17 protein-coding genes and 1 pseudogene are annotated in these 18,624 nt (G+C 63.6%); 10 read left to right on the top strand and 8 right to left on the bottom strand.

The annotated features are described in order from the left end of the window. Positions 1-146 precede the first annotated feature (146 nt). The 3 genes from NKJ00_RS29445 to NKJ00_RS29435 are packed head-to-tail and all read right to left on the bottom strand — an operon-like array spanning position 147 to position 5,945. Positions 147-3,494, bottom strand: a complete 3,348-nt coding sequence (locus NKJ00_RS29445) for an error-prone DNA polymerase (protein ID WP_352632273.1) — start codon at positions 3,492-3,494, stop codon at positions 147-149. Then, positions 3,491-4,966: a DUF6504 family protein gene (locus NKJ00_RS29440; RefSeq protein WP_352632271.1), complete on the bottom strand. Its 1,476-nt coding sequence runs from the start codon at positions 4,964-4,966 to the stop codon at positions 3,491-3,493. The genes NKJ00_RS29445 and NKJ00_RS29440 overlap by 4 nt, the downstream gene beginning before the upstream one ends. Next, positions 4,908-5,945, bottom strand: coding sequence for an ImuA family protein (locus tag NKJ00_RS29435; RefSeq protein WP_352632268.1), 1,038 nt, complete (start codon positions 5,943-5,945; stop codon positions 4,908-4,910). Before NKJ00_RS29435 ends, NKJ00_RS29440 begins: the two co-directional genes overlap by 59 nt. 183 nt (positions 5,946-6,128) lie before the next feature. Between NKJ00_RS29435 and NKJ00_RS29430 the strand changes: the two genes are divergently transcribed. After that, the gene (locus tag NKJ00_RS29430; RefSeq protein WP_023763026.1) at positions 6,129-6,551 is read left to right on the top strand and encodes a metallopeptidase family protein; all 423 of its coding nucleotides are present in this window, start codon (positions 6,129-6,131) and stop codon (positions 6,549-6,551) included. 30 nt (positions 6,552-6,581) lie between these two features. Here NKJ00_RS29430 and NKJ00_RS29425 read toward each other — a convergent pair whose 3' ends face one another. Next, complete coding sequence (locus NKJ00_RS29425; RefSeq protein WP_352612532.1) at positions 6,582-7,268, bottom strand: TetR/AcrR family transcriptional regulator; 687 nt, start codon at positions 7,266-7,268, stop codon at positions 6,582-6,584. 175 nt (positions 7,269-7,443) lie between these two features. On the opposite strand from NKJ00_RS29425, the gene NKJ00_RS29420 reads away from it, so the two are divergent. Continuing rightward, positions 7,444-8,130: a hypothetical protein gene (locus NKJ00_RS29420; protein ID WP_352612530.1), complete on the top strand. Its 687-nt coding sequence runs from the start codon at positions 7,444-7,446 to the stop codon at positions 8,128-8,130. On the opposite strand, the gene NKJ00_RS29415 is transcribed toward NKJ00_RS29420, so the two are convergent. Both NKJ00_RS29415 and NKJ00_RS29410 read right to left on the bottom strand, forming a co-directional pair. Continuing rightward, a complete protein-coding gene (locus NKJ00_RS29415; protein WP_013528780.1) occupies positions 8,117-8,323 on the bottom strand; it encodes a DUF1737 domain-containing protein in 207 nt (68 codons plus the stop codon). The genes NKJ00_RS29420 and NKJ00_RS29415 overlap by 14 nt on opposite strands. Before the next feature lie 51 nt (positions 8,324-8,374). Further along, on the bottom strand, positions 8,375-9,265 hold the full coding sequence (locus NKJ00_RS29410; protein ID WP_352442389.1) for an HpcH/HpaI aldolase/citrate lyase family protein: 891 nt from the start codon (positions 9,263-9,265) through the stop codon (positions 8,375-8,377). 526 nt (positions 9,266-9,791) lie between these two features. Here NKJ00_RS29410 and NKJ00_RS29405 point away from each other — a divergent pair. From NKJ00_RS29405 to NKJ00_RS29390, 4 genes are read left to right on the top strand one after another with little or no spacing between them, the layout of a single operon-like run. Next, positions 9,792-11,330, top strand: coding sequence for a DUF4153 domain-containing protein (locus NKJ00_RS29405; protein ID WP_352632266.1), 1,539 nt, complete (start codon positions 9,792-9,794; stop codon positions 11,328-11,330). A gap of 3 nt (positions 11,331-11,333) precedes the next feature. After that, a complete protein-coding gene (locus tag NKJ00_RS29400; protein ID WP_128304302.1) occupies positions 11,334-12,026 on the top strand; it encodes a response regulator transcription factor in 693 nt (230 codons plus the stop codon). Then, the gene (locus NKJ00_RS29395; RefSeq protein WP_352632263.1) at positions 12,017-13,618 is read left to right on the top strand and encodes an ATP-binding protein; all 1,602 of its coding nucleotides are present in this window, start codon (positions 12,017-12,019) and stop codon (positions 13,616-13,618) included. Before NKJ00_RS29400 ends, NKJ00_RS29395 begins: the two co-directional genes overlap by 10 nt. A gap of 29 nt (positions 13,619-13,647) precedes the next feature. Further along, positions 13,648-14,814, top strand: a complete 1,167-nt coding sequence (locus NKJ00_RS29390) for an NAD(P)/FAD-dependent oxidoreductase (protein ID WP_352612523.1) — start codon at positions 13,648-13,650, stop codon at positions 14,812-14,814. Between the two features lie 223 nt (positions 14,815-15,037). On the opposite strand, the pseudogene NKJ00_RS29385 reads toward NKJ00_RS29390, so the two are convergent. Continuing rightward, positions 15,038-15,464: pseudogene (locus tag NKJ00_RS29385) on the bottom strand (GNAT family N-acetyltransferase). A gap of 127 nt (positions 15,465-15,591) precedes the next feature. Between NKJ00_RS29385 and leuD the strand changes: the two are divergent. The 4 genes from leuD to NKJ00_RS29365 all read left to right on the top strand — a co-directional run bounded on the left by leuD (position 15,592) and on the right by NKJ00_RS29365 (position 18,267). Continuing rightward, positions 15,592-16,197, top strand: coding sequence for a 3-isopropylmalate dehydratase small subunit (gene leuD / locus NKJ00_RS29380; RefSeq protein ID WP_127329306.1), 606 nt, complete (start codon positions 15,592-15,594; stop codon positions 16,195-16,197). Between the two features lie 84 nt (positions 16,198-16,281). Continuing rightward, positions 16,282-17,211 carry an Ivy family c-type lysozyme inhibitor gene (locus NKJ00_RS29375; RefSeq protein ID WP_352612521.1) on the top strand — a complete coding sequence of 310 codons (930 nt, stop codon included), beginning with the start codon at positions 16,282-16,284 and terminating at the stop codon, positions 17,209-17,211. Between the two features lie 310 nt (positions 17,212-17,521). After that, positions 17,522-17,905 (top strand): RidA family protein, encoded by a 384-nt coding sequence (locus tag NKJ00_RS29370; protein WP_023810902.1) that lies wholly within the window; start codon positions 17,522-17,524, stop codon positions 17,903-17,905. An 11-nt stretch (positions 17,906-17,916) separates the two neighbouring features. Beyond that, a complete protein-coding gene (locus NKJ00_RS29365; RefSeq protein ID WP_023810903.1) occupies positions 17,917-18,267 on the top strand; it encodes a VOC family protein in 351 nt (116 codons plus the stop codon). A gap of 58 nt (positions 18,268-18,325) precedes the next feature. Here the strand turns inward: NKJ00_RS29365 and NKJ00_RS29360 are convergent. Further along, the coding region (locus tag NKJ00_RS29360) for a transposase (protein ID WP_352632261.1) at positions 18,326-18,624 on the bottom strand (299 nt) is incomplete at its 5' end.

Here is an 18,624-nt window from a genome sequence, read left to right as displayed (position 1 = left end):
AGATTGGATGTAGTCTCGGCTTTCGCTAATCTCCACGGTTGCTGGAATGTGCGAAAGCGCCAAAGCTGCCAATCTCCCTCCTTGCGGGGGAGATGTCCGGCAGGACAGAGGGGGGTGCTGTCCCGCTGCCATCGAAGTTTTTGACACTACTGAAAATTCCGCCCCTTGGGCATGACCCTTTCCGCTTCTTCCGACAGCGTTGCGAGATCCTGCCGGATCGGTGCGCTTTGTTCGGCGGGGCTGGAGTGATCCGAACGCTCCTTGGCGAGGTCTCTCGGAGGAACCGCTGGTTCGGCCCCGCTGACCTTCTCCAGAAGTACGGTCAGCCAGGGCGTCAGATCCTCGATCCTCTCGGCGACGATGTGGACCACGCCCGATTCCGACTGCAATTTTCCGGTGACCTTGACGAACCGGGCGCCCATGACGATGGGTCGGTAACGGTCGAAGGTTCTTTGCCAGAAGATGACGTTGGCCACCGCCTTGTCGTCCTCCAGTGTCAGGAAGATCGCATTGCCCTTGCCGGGGCGCTGCCGCACCAGCACGAGGCCGGCGACGGAGACGCGCCTGCCGTCACGCACGGAAGGCAGGTTCGCATTGGGAATGACGCCGGCGCGGTCGAGCCGCTCGCGCAGGAAGGCGACCGGATGCGCCTTCAGCGACAGGCCGAGCGCGCGGTAATCATGGATGACATGCTCGCCGAGCGGCATTTTCGGCAGCTTCGTCTCGGGCTCCAGCTCGCGCAGGCGAAGCGCCGGCTGGTCGAACAGCGGCAGCCTTTCGGCGGCGCTCTTGCCGTCGAGCGCGCGCACCGCCCACAACGCTTCGCGACGATCAAGGCCGAGCGAGCGGAAGGCATCGGCCTGCGCCAGTTTTTCGATCTCGCCGACATCAAGGCCGGAGCGCAGCCAGACATCCCGGACGGATCCGTAGCCTGAGCCGCGCCGTTCGACGAAGGCCGCCATGCGCTCCTTCGACAGGCCCTTGATCTGGCGGAAGCCGAGCCGGACGGCATGCTTCGTCTCGATGACGCCGCGCATTTCGGCATGGCGCGGGAGGATACGGGCCGGATCGAACGGCGCCTTTTCCAGCGTACAATCCCACACCGAAAAATTGACGTCGACGTCGCGAATGTCGACGCCATGGTCGCTTGCGTCGCGCACCAACTGGGCCGGCTGGTAAAACCCCATCGGCTGTGAATTCAGGATCGCGGCGCAGAACACGTCGGGATAGAAGGTCTTGAACCAGCAGGAGGCATAGACGAGCAGGGCGAAGGAAGCGGCATGGCTTTCGGGAAAGCCATATTCGCCAAAGCCCTCGATCTGCTTGAAGCAGCGCTCGGCGAAGTCCTTCGTGTAGCCTTTGTCGACCATGCCTTCGATCATGCGGCGACGATAATTGCCGATGGTGCCGGTGCGCTTGAAGGTGGCCATGGCACGGCGCAGTTCATCGGCCTCGCCCGGCTTGAAGCCGCCGGCAACGATGGCGATCTTCATCGCCTGTTCCTGGAACAGCGGCACACCAAGCGTCTTGCTGAGGATCGCCTCCAGCTCCGGCTTTTGATACTCGGCCTGCTCCTTGCCTTGCCGGCGGCGCAGATAGGGGTGGACCATGTCGCCCTGGATCGGGCCCGGCCGCACGATCGCCACCTCGATGACAAGGTCATAAAAGGTTTTCGGCTCAAGGCGCGGCAGCATCGACATCTGGGCGCGCGATTCGATCTGGAAGACGCCGAGCGTGTCGGCGCGGCAGATCATCTTGTAGACCTGCTTGTCCTCCGGCGGCAGGGTGGCCAGCACATAGGGCTGCCCATACGGGTCCCTCGCCTTTGGATAATGCTCAGTGAGCAAGGTGAAGGCGCGTTGCAGGCAGGTCAGCATGCCGAGCGCCAGCACGTCCACTTTCAGGATTTTCACTGCGTCGAGATCATCCTTGTCCCACTCCACCATCTTGCGCTGGTCCATCGCCGTCTTGACGATGGGCACGATCTCATCGAGCCGGTCCCTTGTGATGACGAAGCCGCCGACATGCTGCGACAAATGGCGGGGAAACCCCATGATCTCGTTGGCGCGTTCCATCACATGCCGAGACACCGGATCGGTGCGGTCGAGGCCGCCGGCGCGGGCTTCCTTCTCGCCGAGCTCCGAGGTCGACCAGCCCCAGATCGAGCCGGAAAGGGACGTCCTGATATCCTCGGACAGGCCCATTGCCTTCGACACTTCGCGCAGCGCCGACCGGCCGCGATAGCTGATGACGGCGGCGGCAAGTGCTGTGCGCTTGCCGCTGTATTTCGTATAGATGTATTGCATCACCTCTTCGCGTCGCTCATGCTCGAAGTCGACGTCGATATCCGGCGGCTCGTTCCTCTCCTCGGAAATGAAGCGCTCGAAGAGCGTATCGATCTTGTCGGGTCCGACTTCGGTGATGCCGATGCAGAAGCAGATGATCGAATTGGCGGCCGAACCACGTCCTTGGCAGAGAATGCCCTGGCCACGGGCGAATTTGATGATGTCGTAGACGGTCAGGAAATAGCGGGCGTAGTTGAGGCGCTCGATGAGAGTGAGCTCTTCCTGGATGCGCTTGATCACCGAATCCGGCACACCCGCCGGATAGCGGTTGGCCGCTCCCTCCCGAGCCAGCCGCTCCAGTTCAGCCTGTGGGCCAAGACCCGATTCCGTCGGCTCGTTCGGATAATTGTACTGAAGGTCGCTCAACGAAAAGGTCAATTCTTCCGCAAACCGCAAGGTCTCGGCCAATGCTTGCGGATGCCTGCGGAACAGGCGCGCCATCTCCATCGGTGGCTTCAGATGGCGCTCAGCATTGGCGGTGAGTTGCAGCCCGACCTCGGCGACGGGGGTGTTGAGGCGGATCGCGGTCAGCACGTCCTGCAGCGGGCGCCGTTCGGCGGTGTGATAGAGAACGTCGTTGGTCGCCATCAGCGGAATACCGACGCTCTCGGCAAGAGCCGCGGCCTGCTCGATGCGGAAACGGTCATTGCCGGCGTAGTCGGGCGAAACGGCCAGACGGAGATTTCTGCCGAAACGATCCTTGAGCAGCCGAAGCAAGGCGAGACCGTCCTGCGCCCCCGCCGACAGACCGGGCAGGACCGCCAGCGACATCAGGTCACCCCATTCGAGGAGGTCGCCGCGCTGGAGAAGGGTGGCGCCTTTTTCGTTCTCGTCGCGCAGATTGGCTTGGGTGAGCATGCGGCAGAGATGTCCCCAGCCCTTGCGGTCCTGGGGATAGGCGAGGATGTCCGGCGTGCCGTCGCCAAAAACCAGCCGGCAGCCGGGATGATAGGAGAGTTTTTCGACCTTGGCCTGCTGCCAGGCGCGCACCACGCCGGCCACCGTGTTGCGGTCGGCAAGCCCGATCGCCGAGAAGCCCAGGAGCTTGGCCGCGACCACCAGCTCCTCCGGCTTGGAGGCGCCGCGCAGGAAGGAGAAATTCGACTGGATGCCGAACTCGGCATAGGGGATGACGGTCAGCGCGTTCATGCGAAGACACCATGCATGAACCAGCGCGGCGGGACCTGCGTGTTGCCATAAAGACCTTGCCGGTAGAGCCAATAGCGGCGGCCGTCGGCGTCCTCGATACGGAAATAGTCGCGGGTTGACGTGATCGGGTCGCTCGCTGCCTCGCGCCACCATTCGGCGGCGATGCGTTCCGGCCCTTCGGCGCGCGTGACCCGGTAGAGCGCGCGCCGCCAGCGGAAGTTCAGCGGTGGTCCTTCCGGCATTTCAGTGGCCGGCACATCGATGGGTTCGGGCGAGCGGAACAGCCGGATCGGCCGTTCCGGCGGAAATATGGTTTTTGGTGCCTGCAGCCTGTCCGGCTTCTTCGGCGGCGTGGTCCGGCGTGGCGCTTCGGTGAAGGGGATCGTGGCGACGGCACGCTCCGGCAGATGGCTTTCGACCGCGACCGGCCGGAGAACCGCGCCCTCGCCGAGCCGGGCGCGGATGCGGTCGGCGAACAGCGCGATGTCGGCACCGTCGTCGGCCGTTTCGCCAGTCAGATCGGCCTGCTGCATGTCGAAGGTGGCTGCCGCCAGCACCGAAAGCCGCACCAAGTCGAAGCCATAACCGGCATCGATATCCTGTTCGAGCGCGGCCAGCCGCTCATGGAACAGTTTCTGGATCAGCATGGGTTCGCGCATCGGCCGCGAGGTGCCGAGCGCGATGCGGCTGACGGCGCCGTCGACCCGAAAGAGCAGCAGCGCCAGTGTCCTGGCACCCTCGCCGCGGCGCTCGAGATCGGTTTTCAAGGTCGCCGCCAGCATGCCCACCAGCCGTTCGATGTCCTCGGTCAGGGTGATGGGTTCGGCGAGGTGGCGTTCGACCGAAAGCGGCGCGACGGGAAGGCGCGGCGAGACTGCCTCGTCGAGGCGGCCAAGCGCCTGATCGAGGCGCAGGAGCAGCAAGGTGCCAAAGCGGCGGGCGAGCGGCGCGCGCGGTGCCGCCATGACGGCGCCCGCCGTGCGCAGGCCGACGCTTTCCAGGCTGGTGCGGGTCGCCGGTTCGATGCGCAGCGCGGCCAGCGGCAGGGGTGCCAGCAGCGCTTCCTCCTCGCCTGACACAACGATGCGGTCGCCGCAAAACCGTGCCGCCGCCCAGGCCGCGCCCGGCGTCGCGGCAAGCCCGGCACGGACATCGAAACCCTGATGGAAGAAGCGCGACAGGATGTCGTCCAGCATGGCACGTTCGCCGCCGAACAGATGGGTGCAGCCGGTGACGTCGAGAAACAGGCCGTCCGCGCCATCCAGCGCCACCAGCGGGGTGTAGCGGTCGCACCAGTCGGCAAGGCCTTCGAGCAGGCGGCGGTCGGCTTCCGGATCGGCCTCGACGATGTCGATCGACGGATGCATGGCGCGCGCATCGGCGATGCCCATGTCGCGCTTCAGGTGCAGCGCCTCAGCCCGCTCGTCGAGGGCCGAGATGCGCTGTGCGTTGCGGTCGCGATGGCTGATCACGAGCGGCGGGTGAGATGGGTGATCCGACGGCCGGGAACGCCAGGACCGCCCCAGACGCTGGCGCAGGACCCTTTCCGCCGCCAGATAGGGAAACCACAGGGACAGGATTCTTTGGCCGGTTTCTTCCCCCACCTGCTCTTTCGTCGCCCGCTCTTTCGTCGAATGCGCATTCATCGGGATTCCACTCCAGTGTGAATTGTCCAGGCAGGGCCGTGCGGCTCTTGCCGATGGTGAGGGTGAAGGCCGGGCGGCCGATCGAGCCGGCCAGCGGCCCGGCGATGGTGTCGCGCGGCACCGCCGGTGCCGACGTGACGATGAGGCGGACGGGTGCCGCCGTCGGTTCGGGCTCGGCCGCCTGCCGCAGCAGGAACACCGGGCGGCCGGCCGCTTGCGCCCTTGCATGCAGCCGGCGTGTCGCGGTCAGGTCAAGCCGCTGCGGATTGCCGCGAATTTCGAGGATGACCGCGGCGAGCGCCGTCATCCGGGCCGCCTCCTCGGCGACCCACAGCGCATCGACAAGTCTCGGTGCCTCGGAAAACAGCAATTGCTCCGGCTCGATGCCGAACGAGGCGTGAAGCCCCCTGGCATAGGGAAAGCCGGCCTCGCGAAAGATCTCCGATGTGCCAATCCACAGCACCGGCAGCCCCGGCGTTTGCTTGAGGATCAGGCTTGTGAGCGACAAAGCGAAGCCGGCGACGGCCCCGGCATCGCGGGTTTGCGTGCCATGGATTTCGCTCAGGGCGGCCTTCGGCAGGCCGCCGCTCAGGGCGGCGTCGAGGCGCTCGACGCCAACAGGCAGGAACGCATCCGGCAACGCCGCGGCAATGCCACGCCGGACGATTGTGAGATCGGTGTTGACGTCGGCATCAAAGGGCGCGGCGGCCGGCGCAGCCAAGCGCTCGGGCAGCGTTCCCTCGATTTTCGCGATCTGGCGGCGCAGGGCAAAAACAGTCTCCCGCGCCACAGCGGTCATCGCCATGACGGTCAGCTTCCACTCACATTGTTCCTGTTATGTTCTCTATAGATTCCAGAGCGCATCCCAAGAGTCAAGCAGACACATAGGGAATTTATTCCTCTCGGCATGGATGGCGCAGGCGCATCGGCCCGTGTCATTTGCCGATTACGGTGCGAAAGCCTATATGCCGGGATCAAAGGACAAAGCATGGCCCGCATCTACAAGACCCGCACCTGGCACGACGAACTCTCGCCCTCGATGGACGAAATGGAGTTCCTGGCGCTGGAGGCGTACGCCCATCTGCCGGAGGATTTTCGCAAGCTGACCGGCGAGATCGTCATCCAGATCGCCGAATTCCCGACCGACGAGATCATGGACGATCTGTCGCTAGAAACGCCGTTCGACCTGCTCGGCCTGTTTGAGGGACGCGGCATCGCCGAGCGCTGGAATCCGCAGACCGGCGAAGGCCCGAACCGGATCACGCTCTACCGCCGCGCCATCCTCGACTACTGGTCCGAGAACGAAGAGACGCTGGGCGACATCGTCACCCACGTGCTGATCCACGAGATCGGCCACCATTTCGGCCTGTCGGACGATGATATGGAGAAGATCGAAGAGGCGGCGGAATAGCTGGTTCTGCGTCGCGTGAAATGTCCATTCCTATCCAGTCGGTCCAGAACCCAGCGGCGGCAAGGGTTTCTGGGATCTCGCTTCAGATAGGTTGGTCATTCGGCTGATGAAAAGATGCAGCGCCTTGCGCACGGCGAGCGATGGCGGCTCGGACGGATGCCACTCCGGAAAATGACCATCAACCACCATTCGTGCCAACCCATAGACAAAGGCACGAGCGGCAAGAACCAGATGATCGAAATCCGCGTTCGCAGCCAGTTGACCCTGGTGTTGCGCTTGGGTCAGCAGGTCGATCATCTTCCGGCGAATGGCCTCATTCTGACCGCGAAGACTGTCCGACGCGTCGAAATCAATCAGGGTTCGGGAACTGATGATCTGGAAATGCGTGGGATTGGCGATCGCCCATTCCAGATAGCCTTGTCCGATTGCTTCGAAGGCCACGATGGGATCCGCGCTGTCGACTGCTGAAAGTGCATTGGCAACGGCCTCTGTCAGCCGGTTCATGGCCTGTTCGGCGACCGCGGTCAGCAGCGCTGTTTTCGACTGAAAATGCCGGAAGGGGGCGCCGGGGGAAACGCCGGCCCGCTTTGCGGCTTCGCGCACGCTTACATTGTCGGGGCCGCCTTCCTCGACAAGTTGAATTGCAGCATCGATCAACGTGTCCCGCAAATGGCCATGGTGGTAGCCGGTGCGGTGAGGCGTCTTGGCGTTTGCCATCTCTTCTCCTTCGTTTTCGTTCCGGAGGCCTGCTTCACGCATCTGTAGCACGATCCGCGATTTATGTAATCACTGTTTACAATGCAGGCAAGAGCATGTAAGCAGTGATTACAGATGGGATCGGAACAAGCCTGCGGTCTTCGCGGCTCCCGTTTTCCCGGATGAGGAAACGAAGATGCTTGCCAGAACCGCCGAACCCCGCCGTCCGCAATCGCTCATTTCGCTGAGGAGTTCAGCCGAAGAACCTCAGCGCAAAGAGAATTCCACGACCATCCAGTCGAGCGCGGCTGTGCCCAGCGCTACGCTTTATCGGCTTGCCTCCGCGGCCGGCGTCGGAAGCGCGCTTATTCTCCTGGTCAACGCGGCCAAACGCAGCTCGCTCATCGCGACCACCGATCTGACGCAACTTCTCGCACCGGTCGCCGAGATATTGGCGCTTGGTCTTGTCGTCGGCCTGTTTCTTGCGTTTGGCCGGCGCGCGGGCCTGTTCGGCACCATCGCGTTTGTCATCAACTTCGTTGCACTGGCAAGTTTGGTCGGTGTGGAAGTGGTGATCAATCTGGTATTTTCGAAACTTCCGCTGACAACCATCATCGAGCTGCGCGCCGGCCCTCTCGGACTGGCTTTGGTCGTCAGTTCGTTCCTTTTTCTGCTTGGGACACTTGCGTTTGTAATCTCTCTTGTCGTTGCAAGAGGCGTTCCGCGCATTCCACTCGCCCTCTATTTCATTGGCGCAGTGCCTATCGCGCTCCGTGCGTTCGTGCCGGAGTGGGCTCTTGACCTGGGCCTGGTGACGCTTGCGGCAGCCATCGCCTGGCTGGCCGGCTGGCTGTGGATGCGAGCGGAGCCTACCAGTCGCTGAGCTTCGTATCGGGTCCGTATTCCTGGCCGTCTATATCCTTGACCACGGCCTGGCCGCAACGCATCGCTTTGGCCTTCTTGTCGTAGGCATAGGTCGGCGAGCCGAACAGGTGCCAGCCCTTGTTCAGCGCCGCCGTCACCTTGTGGCAGAAGCTGGCATCGTCCGGAGCGGACAGAAAGCGGTAGAGTTTCATTGTTCAATTCCTGTCGTGAGTAGCTATAGCTCGCCCGCATCCATCGAGCATTTATGACCCGATGGCGGCTGCCTTCGCCAGCAGTTTTTCGGCCTGCGCCAAGTGCAGCCGCTCGACCATCCTGCCGTTCAGCGCGATCACGCCCTTGCCGGCATTTTCCGGCAGCGCGAAGGCTTCCTTCACCGAGCGCGCCTCGGCCACCGCTTCCATGGACGGCGCAAAGGCTCGGTTCGCGGCTTCGATCTGGGCCGGGTGGATAAGGCTCTTGCCGTCGAACCCCATGGCTGCGGCTTCCGCGCATTCATGTGTGAAAGCGTCGAGGTCACGAAAATCGTTGGAGACGCCGTCGAGCATGTCGATGCCGCCGGCGCGCGCGGCCAGCACCATCTGCATCAGCCATGGCACGAGGTAGCGTCGATCAGGCGTTGCCAGAATGCCGGTCTCCTTGACCAGATCATTCGTTCCGGCAACGAAACAATTTAGCCGCGAGGCCGGATCACGGCCAAGCTCGGCGATGGCGCCGATGTTGAGCAGCGCCTTGGGCGTCTCGATCATCGCCCATAGTTTCACGCTATCGGGGACAAAATTGTCGTCAAGCACATCGCCGGCCTCGAGCAGGTCGCGCGGCGTGTCGACCTTGGGCAGAAGGATGCCGTCGGGCTCACAGCTTGCGGCAGCCAGCAGGTCGTCGGCGCCCCATTCGCTTGATATCGCATTGATGCGCACGATCATCTCGCAGCGTCTGCCAATATGGCTGGCAACGGGATGGCCGGCGAAAATGCTGGCCAGTTTTTCGCGGGCAGTGATCTTGTCGGCCGGAGCGACGGCGTCTTCCAGGTCGATGATGATTGCGTCGCAGGCAAGCTGCGCGATCTTGGCCAAGGCCTTGTCATTGGAGGCCGGGATGTAGAGCACGGAGCGGCGCGGGCGATAGGTTTCCATGGGTGATCTATGCCGCCTGCGGGCGGTCGAGGCAAGCGCCCGACTTGTACCTGAGGCGAGCCAATCGCGAAAGCTGGTGCTGCCCCTCACCGTCCTGCCGGACATCCCCGTAAACGGGGCGAGAGTAGCTGGCCGGAACGCCGGCGCCTTTCTTGCGACGCTGGAGATTGGCGAAACCGGAGATAAGAGCATCCCTCGCCCCGTTTACGGGGAGAGGATGCCGGCAGGCAGGCGAGGGGCAGCGCCCACGTTAGAAAGATGGCGAATTCAACCTCAATTGCCTGCACGAAAACTGCACATGCCTGCGGAAAACCTCCTCGCATCCGCCCCACCCTTTCCCCGTCGGCCTGACAAACAGGCGGCATGCAAAAGCGAGCAAAACCCTATTGGTTCCTGCCTCACCGGCTGCGCAGCGAAGGCTGGTGGCTGGCCGATCGCCGCGCGCGAACGCCACGGCGATCCTCATTCCCTTTGTCCGCAGAACCCCGCCGGCAATCCGGCCGGACGCCATCAGGAAGGCCAGGTCATGATATCCTTCTTCACCGCCGCGCCAGGCTATTGCACCCGCTTCGGGGTCGCCATCCTGCTGGCAGCACTTGCGGATTCTCTCTTTTATGGCCAACCCGCCGGCATCACGGTTTTCCTGTTTGCCACCCTGATTGCCGCCGCGGTGGTCGCCGTGCATCCCGCAGCCTTCAGCGACGGCAGGGTCTGGCTCAAGCCCGCCGCCCTGCTTGTCGCGCTGCTGCCGCTCGCCGAGAACATCAGTGCCTTGTCGGTCTCGATCGCGCTGGCGGCGCTGACCGTCTTTGCGCTTTCGCTGAGCGGGCGGCTGCGGCACAGCATCGCGCGTATTGCCGGCCAGATCGCGCTGTTCGGGCTGGCGGCGCCGTTCCGCTTCGCCAATGATTTCATCCGCTGGCGCAAGACGGCGCGCCGGTTCGGCCGACGGCGCATCCGGCTGGCGGCGATCGCCGTCTGGGTGATGCCGCTGACGCTGGGTGCGGTCTTCCTGGCGCTGTTCGGCGCCGCCAATCCGGTGATCGACTACTGGCTGTCGCTGATCGACCTCGTGAGGCTGCTCGATCTTATCCAACTGGCGCGGATTGCCTTCTGGCTGTTCGTGCTAGCTGCTGTCTGGGCTTTTCTGCGGCCGCGCCTGCCGCGCCTGGTTCGTCGCATCCCGCACGCGGCGCCGGCCGTCAGCGCTCAAGCCGACAAAACCGTCACCACCATCGAAGACATCCTGTTCGGCAAGGCCGCCATCCTGCGCGCCCTGATCGTCTTCAACGTCCTGTTTGCGCTGCAGACGGCGCTCGACGCCACCTATCTGTGGGGCGGGGCGGCCCTTCCCGACGGGCTGAGCTACGCGGCCTACGCGCATCGTGGCGCCTATCCCTTGATGGTCACTGCGCTGCTTGCCGCCGGCTTCGTGCTGGCAGCGCTGCGGCCAGGCAGCGAGACATCGGCCGATCCGCTCATCCGCCGGCTGGTCTATGCCTGGGTGGCGCAGAACATCATGCTGGTCATTTCGTCGATCCTGCGGCTCGACCTCTATGTCGGCATCTATGCATTGACCTACTGGCGCGTCGCCGCCTTCGTCTGGATGGGGCTGGTCGCATCGGGGCTTGCCCTGATCATCGCCCGCATCGCACTGGGAAAATCCAACGAATGGCTGCTGTCCGCCAATCTTCTGACGTTATCTCTGGCGCTTTATGCCGGCTGTTTCATCAATTTTGCAGCGACGATCGCCAACTACAATGTCGGCCATTCCCTCGAAATGACCGGCCAGGGCATTCCCCTAGACGCCTGGTATCTTCACTCGCTCGGTCCGGGCGCGTTTCCCGCACTCGATCGGTTCCTCGAGCAGCAGGGCAAGACGGCGGCCGCCGGCACTGTCCGCGAACTGGCTGGCGTGCGCGGCAGCGATGAAATCTGGTATCGAACTATCCAGCAGAACTGGCGGGCCTGGAGCTTTCGCGACTGGCGGCTGCTTCGATATCTCGACACCAAGGGGCCGTTCGTGATTCCCTCCGCAATCGAACTTTCCATGCCGGGCCGCTGATCCATGCCGCATCACATCCTCGTCGCCGACGATGACCCGCACATCCGCGAGGTGATCTGCTTTGCGCTGGAAAAGGCCGGCATGAAAACGACAGGGGTGGCCGACGGTGCCGCCGCCCTGCAAGCGATCGGCCGCCGGGCGCCGGATCTTGTCGTGCTCGACATCGGCATGCCGGAGATGGACGGGCTGGAGGTCTGCCGGCGACTGCGGCACACATCCGATGTGCCGGTGCTGTTCCTGTCCGCGCGCGACGAGGAGATCGACCGCATCCTCGGGCTCGAAATGGGCGGCGACGACTATGTAACGAAACCATTCAGCCCGCGCGAGCTGGTCGCCCGCGTCAACGTCATCCTGCGGCGCGCCCGCCCGGCGGCGCCCGAACCGGTCGACGACAGGCAGTTTTCGCATGGCAAACTGGCTCTGGCGCCGGCCAGTCACGCTGCCAGCTTCGATGGCAAGGCGCTTGCCCTGACGGGGATCGAATTCTCGATTTTAAAAGGGTTTCTGACGCGGCCCGCGCATGTGCTCGACCGCGACGCAGTGATGGCCAGCGCCTATGCCGCAAACATCCATGTCGCCGGCCGCACCGTCGACAGCCATATCCGCAACATCCGCGCCAAGCTGGCAGCAGTGGGTTGCCTGGATGTTATCGAGACGGTGCATGGCGTCGGCTTCCGGCTCGGCCGATGCGGCTGACGACTTCCGGCAAATGGATCGGCCGCAAATGGCGGCCACGGCTTGCCACGGTCGTCGTCGCCATCCTGATCATGGTGATGGCCCTGCCATTGGTCGGCTTGTTCTTCTTCCGTCTCTACGAGAACCAGCTGATCCGCCAGACCGAAGCGGAGCTGATCGCGCAAGGGGCGGCCATCGCCGCCATCTATGCGCAGGATGTGCGTGACGCCGGTATTGCGGCGGACAAGCTCGGCGCGCCGATGCCGAGGCCAAGCGGGGATTCAAGCCGAAGCGTCAATCCGGACCCGCTCTACAGGCCAATCGAGCCGCAACTCGATCTTGCCTCGGATTATGTGCTGCCGACCCGGCCGGCGGCGATGCCTGCGATCGTCGATCCCACCTTTGCCGCGATCGGTACCCGTCTGTCCGGTATTCTCGACGCCACGCAGAAAACCACGCTGGCCGGCTTCCGGCTGCTCGATCCCCGGGGCGTCGTCATCGCCGGTCGTGGCGAGGTCGGCCAGTCGCTCGGTGCGGCCGAGGAGGTGCGCACAGCGCTTGCCGGTCACTATGCCAGCGCGCTCAGGCTGCGCATTCCCGACCAGCCGACGCCACCGCTCTATTCGGTCAGCCGCGGCACCAAGGTGCGGGTCTTCGTCGCTTTGCCGGTCGCCGTCGACGGCAAGGTCGCCGGCGTCGTCTATGTGTCGCGGACGCCCAACAACATCATCAAACATCTCTATGGCGAACGCGGCAAGGTGACGTTGGCGGCGATTGCCATTCTCGGCGGCACGCTGCTCATCGGTCTCATCTTCCTGCGCACCGTCAGCCGGCCGATCTATGCGCTGATCGACCGCACCGAGCGCATCGCCGCCGGCGACCGCACGGCGATCCGGCCGCTCGACCATCACGGCACGCGAGAGATGGCGGAGCTGTCCGCAGCCTTTCTCGACATGGCCGAAAAGCTTCAGGCGCGGTCGGACAGCATCCAGACTTTCGCCACCCATGTCTCGCACGAGCTCAAATCGCCGCTGACAGCGATCCAGGGCGCGGCCGAACTGCTGCGCGATTCCGGTGGCGCTATGGACGATACGGAGCGGCGGCGCTTTTCCGACAATATCGTCACCGACGCCGGGCGGCTCAATCTGCTGGTTCGCCGTCTGCTCGACCTAGCGCGTGCCGAAAACCTGGCGCCGAGCGGCGAAAGCACATCGATCGGTGCGGCGCTGGCGCTGCTGCCCGTCGACAACAGGCTGGCGGTTTGCGTCGGAGCCGGCGGCGACATCAGATTGCGCATATCGGCCGAGAACGCGGCTATCGTGCTGGCCAATCTCATCGACAATTCGGCCAGGCACGGCGCGACGGCGGTTTCTGTCTCCGCTACGAGCGCCGACGGCAAGGCGAGCATCCTGGTCAGCGACGACGGCGCCGGCATTTCGCCGAGCAATCGGGCGCGCATTTTCGAGCCGTTCTTCACCACGCGGCGCGAACAGGGCGGCACCGGCATGGGGCTCGGCATCGTGCTGGCCCTCCTGAAAGCGCATGATGGTATGATCGCGCTGGTTGACAGCGAACGCGGCACGCGCTTCGAGATCATTGTGCCGGTGGCGTGACGGACACCATCGGCCGGATCGGAGAAAAAATGCGCTACGACATCGTCATCATCGGTGGAGCCATCGTCGGCTCCTCGGTCGCCTATTACCTGCGTGAGCAAGGGTTTTCCGGCACGATCGCGCTGGTCGAGCGTGATCCGCAATTCGCGCATGCGGCAACGACGCTGTCCATGGCTTCGATCCGCCAGCAATTCTCGATCCCGGAAAACATCCGCCTGTCGCAGTTCACGCTAAAACTGTTCCGGCGGCTGAAGGAAGAGTTCGGGGATGATGCCGATATCGGCTTTCGCGAGGGCGGCTACCTCATCCTTGCCGGCGAGGACGGCTTGCCGATCCTCAAGAGCAATCACGAGGCGCAGATCGCGGAGGGCGCCGACATCGTGCTCGAGGATGCCGACCAGCTTACGCGCCGGTTCCCGTGGCTGTCGACCGAGGGCATTTCAGCCGGCGCCTATGGCCGCACCGGCGAAGGCTGGTTCGACGCGCATGCGATGCTGACGCTGTTCCGAAAGGCGCTGCGGCAGAAGAAAGTCGATTTCATCGCCGCCGATGTCACCAGCATCGCGCGCGATGGCAACCGCGTCACGGGAGTGAGCCTCGGCAATGGCGAGACGCTGAAGGCCGGCATCGTCGTCAACGCCGCCGGCCCGAACGCCGGCAAGGTGGCTGCCATGGCCGGGCTTGAACTCCCGGTCGAGCCGCGCAAGCGCAATGTCTTCGTCTTCGAGGCGCGCGAGAAATATGCCGACATGCCGCTGCTGGTCGATCCCTCCGGCATCTATGTTCGTCCGGAAGGCTCGGTCTACCTCACCGGCGGCGCCGAACCGGAGGAAGGCGACCGCGCACCCGATCCCGGTGACTTCGAGGTAAGCTGGCCGCTGTTCGAAGAGGTAATCTGGCCGGTGCTGGCGACCCGCATTCCCGCCTTCGAGGCAATCAAGCCGACCCGCGCCTGGGCCGGCCACTACGACTACAACACGCTCGACCAGAACGCGGTGATCGGTCCGCATCCCGAAGTCGGCAATTTCATCTTCGCCAACGGATTCTCCGGCCACGGCCTGCAGCAGGCGCCGGCGGTCGGCAAGGCGCTGGCCGAACTGATCGTGCATGGTGGCTACCGCACGGTGGACTGCTCGGCGTTTGGGTATGAGCGGGTGGCGGAGGGAAGGGCGTTCCGGGAATTGAATGTGATTTGAGCGATCAGCGCAGACCGCCGTTCTATCGAGTTCCCCCCTCTGGCCTGCCGGCCATCTCCCCCGCAAGAAGGGAGATCGGCAGCTTCAGCGCCTTGCTCTTTCCTGCGACGCAGGAATTGGCGAAAGCGGTTGAGCGCTCAATCTCCCCCCTTGCGGGGGAGATGTCCGGCAGGACAGAGGGGGGTGCTGTCCCGCTAGCCGTTGCAAGTCAGGTGACCGCACGTCAGCCCTTGCGGTCGAACCAGAAGGCGTCGGCCATGCGCTTCATGCCGATACGTTCGTAGAAGCCGACGGCGTCGGGCATGGAGATCAGGCTGATGGCGACCGATGGTCCAAGCTGCCGCCGCGCCTCGTCCATCAGGCCCTTGCCTATGCCGAGCCCCTGCGCCGATCGGGAAACGGCGAGTTCGGAGATGTAGCAGACCCCAGGAGAAGTCGGTGATCGCCCTGATAACGCCGATCAGCGGCTTGCCCTCGACGTCGAGGCGCGCGGTCAGTACCAGGTTGGCGCCCGACAGCATCGCCCGCAGCCGTGCTTCATCATCGACCGGCCGTGTCTCGCCGAGGCCGGATTCGACCAGCACGCGACGGAATTCGGCGATGTCGAGCGCGGCTTCGCTGTTATAGAGGACGTGTGCGTTTTCTGCCATGTCCGCCAGACTGCACCATCGGGCTGGCTTGTGCCACCGTGCACGAACAGTTGCCTTTTATTTGCCGCCGGCTTTGTGTAAACCGTGCCTCAGCAATCCCCCCGCAACGAAAACACGGGCAAAAGCCATGGAAAAGTTCACCAAGCTCACCGGCGTCGCCGCTCCGATGCCGATCGTCAATGTCGACACCGACATGATCATCCCGAAGGATTACCTCAAGACGATCAAGCGCACCGGGCTCGGCACCGGCCTGTTCGCCGAAATGCGCTACAAGGATGACGGCTCGGAAAACCCGGATTTCGTGCTCAACAAGCCGGCCTACCGCAAGGCGCAGATCCTGGTTGCCGGCGACAATTTCGGCTGCGGTTCCAGCCGCGAGCACGCACCGTGGGCGCTGCTCGACTTCGGCATTCGCTGCGTCATCTCGACCTCGTTCGCCGACATTTTCTACAACAACTGCTTCAAGAATGGCATCCTGCCGATCACCGTCAGCCCCGAGGATCTCGAGAAGCTGATGGACGACGCCTCGCGCGGCTCCAATGCCACCGTGTCGGTCGACCTCGAATCCAAGGAAATCCGTGGTCCCGACGGCGGTGTCGTCACCTTCGACCTTGACGATTTCAAGCGGCACTGCCTGCTCAACGGGCTCGACGACATCGGCCTGACCATGGAGAAGGCCGGCGCCATCGCCTCGTTCGAGAAGCGCAACGCCGAACAGCGCCCCTGGGCCTGAGCGGTACACACTCCAGGCGGAGGCCCGGCCGCTTTTCAGGCCTTCGTTGCGCCGGGTTCGTTGCGACTGAGTGGAGGGACAGTCATGACACGTTTGCTTCTTGCCGGCGTTTGCGGGCTGGCCTTGTTGCTGGGGCAAACCGTGAGCGCGTTTGCGCAGACACAGGCACCCGCCAACCAGCCGGCCCCGGCGACGGACCAGCCGTCCGCCGATCAGGGGACGAACGCCGCCGACGCTGCCGATGACGACAAGCAGGCGCCCGTCCCTTTCGAAGGCGGCACGCTGACCATCACCCAGAAGGAACAGTATGGCGAGAAGGTGCTTGCCTATGACGGCCAGCAGCTGGCCACCAACTATGACGTCTTCTTTGACAGGATCGTGGAAGTCGGCGGCGTCAAGGTGGCGCTGTTCGATGTCGGCGACGGCGGCAACCAATGCGGGCCGGCGACGGTGATCGTCTGGAAACCGGAAGGTGGCACGATCCAGAGCACAATGGTCGAGCAGGACCAGTGCGGCGCCCCGCCCTCGGCGGTGTCCGACAATGCCATCTATTTCGTGCCGTATCTGTTGCCGGGGGATGAGAAACCGGCTTTGCAATGGTCGCCGACCGATGGGCTGACGATTTCGGGCAATCTGACCTACATGCCGGAACCCGGCACGGACTGGAAAGACATCGATCCGGAAAAGTACCAGAACATCATCGACGCTTTCCACAATGAGGCTGTCTACAAGGAAGCCGAAAAGCTGCTGGGCAAGGACATGCCCGATATGGCGACCAGCCTGCTGGTCGGCGGCGGCACGGAAAAGACCGCTTCGGGCGCCTTCTACGCCAGCGGCTGCGTGCCGCATGATTGCGGCGGCAATGACGGCTTCATGGCGGTCGACCCGGCCAAGCAAAGGCTCTATTTTGCGCGCCGCGGCGACAATGGCAAGCCGCAGGCGTGGCCTGATGTGGCGACATGGCCGGCCGATGTGAAGGCGGCGTTGGACAAGGCGCTGGGGTCTGCGAACTAGGCATTTCGGCGGTGAACCAAAAGCTGTTTCGCCGCGATCCTTCACACCCCCCTCTGCCCTGCCGGGCATCTCCCCCGCAAGGGGAGATCGGCAGCTTGGCCGCTCTGCCTATCTCTGCACCGTTTGTAACTGGCGAAAGCATTCGAGACATCCGATCTCCCTCCTTGCGGGGGAGATGGCCGGCAGGCCAGAGGGGGGTGCTGTCCCGCCGACATAAAAATGCCTTTGCAGCGCCAGTCGCTCTGCGTTGACCCATGGTCAGATCTGCCCTTTCCCTGCAAAATGGCCCACCACAACTCACGAGAACCCCATGCGACAACTGATCTCCACCGGTTCGCCCTTCGAAAAGACCGCCGGCTATTCGCGCGCGGTGGTGCAGGGCGATTGGTGTTTCGTGTCGGGAACGACCGGCTACGATTATGCGACGATGACGATGCCCGATACGGTCGAGGCACAGACGCGCAATTGCCTGGCGACGATCGGCAAGGCGCTTCGTGACGGCGGCTTCGAGATGACCGATGTGGTGCGGGCGCATTACTACATCACCGACCAGGCCTTCGTGGACATCGTCTTCCCGATCCTCGGCGAGACGTTCGGCGACATCAGGCCGGCGGCGACGATGATCGTCTGCCAGCTCAACAGACCGGAAATGAAGATCGAGATCGAAGTGACGGCGCTGCGGCGCACGGCATGAAAGGCAGGCCGATGAAAGTCCGGCGTATCGTTGCCAACATCGAGACATCTAATATCGCGGCGGCGAAGCGCTTCTATCAGGACGTGCTCGGCCTCGACGTGCTGATGGACCTTGGCTGGATCGCGACCTACGGTTCCGATCAAGAGATGCAGGTGCAGGTCAGCTTCATGGCGCAAGGCGGCTCCGGTACGCCGGTGCCGGATCTGTCGATCGAGGTCGACGATGTCGATGCGGCGCTCGACGCCATGAAGGCCGCCGGCTTCGCCATCGAATACGGACCGGCCGACGAGCCCTGGAGCGTGCGGCGCTTCTATGTGCGCGATCCGTTCGGCCGGCTGGTCAACATTCTCTCGCACAGGTGATGGTTTAGCTCGGGTTCCTCGCCCCCACGTGAGTGGGGGAGAGCGACTATCTGGGGTGTCAAGTTGCAATTACGAACTCGTTGCGCGCATCGCGTGCTTTTGCATTGAGGATGACCAGGAGTTTTCTGGCGAGTGCGATGCGGATGAGCATTTTTGGCTTTCCCGCCTGTTGCAACCGTTGAGCGAAAGCTTTGAGATGAGGATCGAATTTGGCCACGATAGCTGCGACGATGAAGAGGATGCCACGCGGCCCGGCGCGTCCGCCTCGCACATGCCTGTTGCCGGTGCGCTTGCCGCTATCGTTGGCGAAAGGAGCCAGGCCTGCCAGCTTGGCGATGGCCTTGTTGGAGATGAGGC

Origin of the sequence: Mesorhizobium sp. M0227 (assembly GCF_040321855.1) — a bacterium.
GTDB lineage: Bacteria > Pseudomonadota > Alphaproteobacteria > Rhizobiales > Rhizobiaceae > Mesorhizobium.
Note: the sequence above shows the minus strand (reverse complement) of the source record. Positions and strands in the feature narration are given on the sequence as shown.

Excerpts from the sequence above, each read along its gene's own strand:
- NKJ00_RS29445 (WP_352632273.1), bottom strand. The coding sequence starts at position 3,494 with ATGAACGCGCTGACCGTCATCCCCTATGCCGAGTTCGGCATCCAGTCG.
- NKJ00_RS29435 (WP_352632268.1), bottom strand. The coding sequence starts at position 5,945 with ATGGCGATGACCGCTGTGGCGCGGGAGACTGTTTTTGCCCTGCGCCGC.
- NKJ00_RS29430 (WP_023763026.1), top strand. The coding sequence starts at position 6,129 with ATGGCCCGCATCTACAAGACCCGCACCTGGCACGACGAACTCTCGCCC.
- NKJ00_RS29425 (WP_352612532.1), bottom strand. The coding sequence starts at position 7,268 with ATGGCAAACGCCAAGACGCCTCACCGCACCGGCTACCACCATGGCCAT.
- NKJ00_RS29420 (WP_352612530.1), top strand. The coding sequence starts at position 7,444 with ATGCTTGCCAGAACCGCCGAACCCCGCCGTCCGCAATCGCTCATTTCG.
- NKJ00_RS29415 (WP_013528780.1), bottom strand. The coding sequence starts at position 8,323 with ATGAAACTCTACCGCTTTCTGTCCGCTCCGGACGATGCCAGCTTCTGC.
- NKJ00_RS29410 (WP_352442389.1), bottom strand. The coding sequence starts at position 9,265 with ATGGAAACCTATCGCCCGCGCCGCTCCGTGCTCTACATCCCGGCCTCC.
- NKJ00_RS29405 (WP_352632266.1), top strand. The coding sequence starts at position 9,792 with ATGATATCCTTCTTCACCGCCGCGCCAGGCTATTGCACCCGCTTCGGG.
- NKJ00_RS29400 (WP_128304302.1), top strand. The coding sequence starts at position 11,334 with ATGCCGCATCACATCCTCGTCGCCGACGATGACCCGCACATCCGCGAG.
- NKJ00_RS29395 (WP_352632263.1), top strand. The coding sequence starts at position 12,017 with ATGCGGCTGACGACTTCCGGCAAATGGATCGGCCGCAAATGGCGGCCA.
- NKJ00_RS29390 (WP_352612523.1), top strand. The coding sequence starts at position 13,648 with ATGCGCTACGACATCGTCATCATCGGTGGAGCCATCGTCGGCTCCTCG.
- leuD (WP_127329306.1), top strand. The coding sequence starts at position 15,592 with ATGGAAAAGTTCACCAAGCTCACCGGCGTCGCCGCTCCGATGCCGATC.
- NKJ00_RS29375 (WP_352612521.1), top strand. The coding sequence starts at position 16,282 with ATGACACGTTTGCTTCTTGCCGGCGTTTGCGGGCTGGCCTTGTTGCTG.
- NKJ00_RS29370 (WP_023810902.1), top strand. The coding sequence starts at position 17,522 with ATGCGACAACTGATCTCCACCGGTTCGCCCTTCGAAAAGACCGCCGGC.
- NKJ00_RS29365 (WP_023810903.1), top strand. The coding sequence starts at position 17,917 with ATGAAAGTCCGGCGTATCGTTGCCAACATCGAGACATCTAATATCGCG.